Origin of the sequence: Nostocoides japonicum T1-X7 (assembly GCF_001046855.1) — a bacterium.
In the GTDB taxonomy this organism is placed as follows: Bacteria; Actinomycetota; Actinomycetes; order Actinomycetales; family Dermatophilaceae; genus Nostocoides; species Nostocoides japonicum.
The window spans coordinates 4,237,334-4,241,279 of the sequence record NZ_HF570958.1 but is presented as its reverse complement, the minus strand read 5'-3'; the positions used below and the strand labels follow the sequence as shown (position 1 = coordinate 4,241,279).

Below are 3,946 nucleotides of genomic sequence, written 5' to 3'. Positions count from 1 at the left end.
ACGGCCCAGCCGACCGGGCTGCTGACGATCGGCGAGCACCTGCCGGCCGGCGTCGCGGCCGCTGCCCGGGACGCCGGGCTGCGGGTCGAGCCGCTGCGCCTCGACGCGCTCCCCGAGACCCCCCACCGCCTCACCGTCGTCGTCGTCGACGACTACGAGCGGCCGCAGCTGCGCGCGGTCAACGCGTGGTCGCAGCGCACCGGGGCGTCCTGGCTGCTCGCCAAGCCGACGGGGGTGCGGCTGTGGGTCGGCCCGGCCTTCACGCCCACCCGGACCGCGTGCTACGAGTGCCTGCGGGTGCGCCTGGAGACCAAGAGCCTCACCGAGTCCTACCTGCGTCAGCGCGGCGTCCTCACCGACACCTACGTCGACTCGGTGACGGCGCTGCCCAGCACCGAGCGCCTCGGCCTCGACCTCGCCTTCCAGGCCGCGGCCACCTGGCTCGCCGGTGTCGTCCGGGTCACCGCGGACGGTGTCGACCCGGCCCGGTCCGGCGACGTCACGACGTTCGACACCGTCGAGCTGACGACCCAGCGCCACCACCTCGACCCCCGGCCGCAGTGCGCGGTATGCGGTGACGCGGGGCTCCAGGCGCGGCTCGTCGACGCGCCGGTCGTCGTCGCGTCGCGCCCCAAGGCGCAGACCGAGGACGGCGGCCACCGGGCGCTCACCCCCGAGCAGTTCGTCGAGCGCTACGAGCGGTTCGTCAGCGACATCACCGGACCGGTGAGCCACCTCGTGCCGCTGCCGCTCGAGGTGCCCGGCCTGCACGTCTACCAGGCGGGCCAGAACTTCGCGATGCCGATGCAGTCGATCGCCGACCTCAAGGCGGGCCTGCGCAGCGCGAGCTGCGGCAAGGGGAAGTCCGCGGCCCAGGCCAAGGCGAGCGCGCTCGGCGAGGCGATCGAGCGCTACTCCGGCGTCTTCCACGGCGACGAGCGCCGGACCGTCGCCCGGCTCACCGACTTCGACCCCCAGGACGTCGTCCACCCCAACGCGCTGCACCAGTACAGCCCGCGGCAGTTCGCCGACCGGCGGGCCTGGAACGCCCGGCCCAGCCACTTCCACTGGGTCGGCGACGCCCTCGACCCCGACGAGCCGGCCGAGTGGACGCCCCTCTGGTCGCTCACCCACGAGCGCCGCGCCTGGCTGCCCACGTCGGTCCTCTACTACAACTACGCGCCGCCGGCCGGGGTCCGGTACAACGGGGGCGCCAACTCCAACGGGTGCGCCGCGGGCGCCTCCCTCGAGGACGCGATCCTCCAGGGCTTCATGGAGCTCGTCGAGCGCGACGCGACGGCCATCTGGTGGTACAACCGCAGCCGCCGCCGGGCCGTCGACCTCGCCTCCTTCGGCGACCCCTACTTCCTCCACGTCCAGCGGCAGTACGCCGCCCTCGACCGGGAGACGTGGGTCCTCGACATCACGACCGACCTCGGCATACCGACCGTCGTCGCCGTGAGCCACCGGACCGACAAGCCGGTGCAGGACATCCTCATCGCCCTCGGCAGCCACTTCGACATGGGCATCGCCGTCGGCCGGGCCCTCAGCGAGATGAACCAGTTCCTCCCGGCCGTCATCGGCATGCCCGCGGACGGCTCCGGCAGCTACGCCTTCACCGACCCGACCCAGGTGCACTGGTGGCGCACCGCGACGATCGAGAGCGAGCCCTACCTCGTGCCCGACCCGGACCTGCCCCCGGTGACGCGCGAGGAGTACCCCGACCGGTCCGGCGACGACCTCGCCGACGACGTCGCGACGGCCCGCGGCATCGTCGAGGCGGCCGGGATGGAGATGCTCGTCCTCGACCAGACCCGCCCCGACATCGGGCTGCCCGTCGCGCGGGTCGTCGTCCCCGGCCTGCGGCACTTCTGGCCGCGGTATGCCCCGGGCCGGCTCTTCGACGTGCCCGTCGCCCTCGGCCTCCAGGACGCCCCCACCCCGGAGTCCGACCTCAACCCCGTCGCCATGTTCCTCTGACCCGGCCGTCCGCCCCCGCCCAACCAGATCCGCACCATCGCCCATCCGCACCATCGCCCGAGGAGCCCGCCATGACCCCGCCCACCGCCCAGCCATCGACCGTCGTCCGTCGCGGGCCCCGCCTGCGCGACGGCATCACGGTGGACACGACCGACGGCGTCCTCGAGCTGCGCTACGAGGGGACCGCCCTCCTGCGGGCCCGGGGGGTGGGCACGACCGTCCTCGACCGGATCGCCGAGCTCACCGGACCGCCGCAGCCCCGGCGACCGCTCACCGGGGCGGAGGCCGCCGCATACGAGAAGGTCATGGGCTCGGCGCAGCGCTATGTCGCCGACGCGGTGTGGCAGGACGACCACCTCGTCGCGCAGGCGGAGTCGCTGCGCCCCGGGACGCTGATCCGACCCGTCGAGCTGTCGGAGGAGGACGTCGTCCGCCTCTCCAAGTTCGCCTACGTGCACCGCCGCGGCGACGCCCTCCACGTGGAGTCGCCGGTGAGCGGCGCCCGGGTCGTCATCGAGGACCCGCGCGTCCTCGGCCTCGTCGGGCGGCTCTCGAGCGCCGAGGTCGTGCGGGACCTGACGACCCTCGACGGGACGGGCCTGGCTCCCGAGACCGTCCAGGCGGTCGTCGAGCTGCTCGTCGCCGTCGACGCGGTCGACGTCGCCGAGGACGGCCAGTTCGCCTCCGACACGGCGGTGCAGCGCCAGTGGGACTTCCACGACCTGCTCTTCCACTCCCGGTCGCGGTTCGGGCGCACCGACGAGGCCTTCGGCGGGGTGTTCCCCTACCGCGGTGAGCTCGAGCCCCTCCCGCCCGTGCGGCCGCACCACGCCGGGCCGGAGGTCGAGCTGCCCCGCCCCGACCTCGAGGCGATCCTCGAGCGCGACCCCGCGCTCGTCACCGTGATGGAGGGCCGGCACTCGGTGCGGCACTACGGGGAGGAGCCGCTCACCGTCGCGCAGCTCGGCGAGTTCCTCTACCGGGCGGCCCGGGTCCGCGGGACGTACGGCCCGATGCCGGAGGGCGGGATGCCCTACCCGGCGAGCAGCCGTCCCTACCCCTGCGGAGGGGCCGGCTACGAGCTCGAGCTCTACCTCACCGTCCGGCGCTGCGCCGGACTCGCGCCGGGCGTGTACCACTACCAGGCCGAGACGCACCGGCTCACCGCGCTGCCGACCCCCGATGCGCTCCGGCAGGAGCTCCTCGACGGCGCGGCGCTCTCCGCGGGCGGCGACGTCACCCCCGACGTCCTCGTGACGATGACGGCGCGCTTCCAACGGATCTCGTGGAAGTACCGGTCCATCGCCTACGCGGTGACCCTCAAGCACGCGGGCGTCCTCTACCAGACGATGTACCTCGTCGCGACGGCCATGGGCCTCGGGGCCTGCGGCCTCGGCAGCGGCAACAGCGACCTGTCGGCGCAGGCCTTCGGCCTGGACTACCTCGAGGAGTCCAGCGTCGGCGAGTTCATCCTCGGCTCCCGGCCCCACCCGCTCGCGGGTGCGCCCGCTCCCGGCGGAAACCCCATCGGGAAGGCCGGTGCCGACGCGACCTGGGTGCCCCACCTCGACCCGCAGTGGTATGCGACGAGCCACCGGGCCCTGCGCGGGGACGGCTGAGCCGATGGCCTCGCGTGTCGTCCTCGCGCGGCGCTGCGGCCTCCCGCTCGAGGCGCTCGACGCCCTCCACGAGCCGGGAATCGTCGCACAGGCCCGCCGGCTCGAGGCCGCCCGGGAGGATCTCGAGGCGCTGCGGGTCGTCGTCGAGGACGTCCTCCACGACCTCGTCGGCGGCTGCGAGGACCGCGACCGGCGCCGGGCGCTCCTCGCGGCGCGGCGCAACATCCACCGTGGCGTCGTCGCGGACCGGCACGTCGAGCTGCTCCGGCGGATCGGCCGGGACCGCCCCGAGGTGTCGCGGTGGCTGGACGCCGCGCAGGAGGTGGCGCGTGCCGCGGCCACCGAGA

The 3,946-nt window shown here is 74.4% G+C and carries 3 protein-coding genes; all 3 read left to right on the top strand.

Annotated elements, in window-relative coordinates:
* A partial coding sequence (locus BN12_RS19205) for a TOMM precursor leader peptide-binding protein (protein WP_053080113.1) occupies positions 1–1,980 on the top strand: 1,980 nt, incomplete at its 5' end.
* 71 nt (positions 1,981–2,051) lie between these two features.
* Entirely contained in the window at positions 2,052–3,599 is a 1,548-nt protein-coding gene (locus tag BN12_RS19200; protein WP_053080109.1) for a SagB/ThcOx family dehydrogenase, read from the top strand.
* Between the two features lie 4 nt (positions 3,600–3,603).
* Positions 3,604–3,946: hypothetical protein (locus tag BN12_RS25425; protein ID WP_048555023.1), on the top strand; the 343-nt coding region annotated here is incomplete at its 3' end.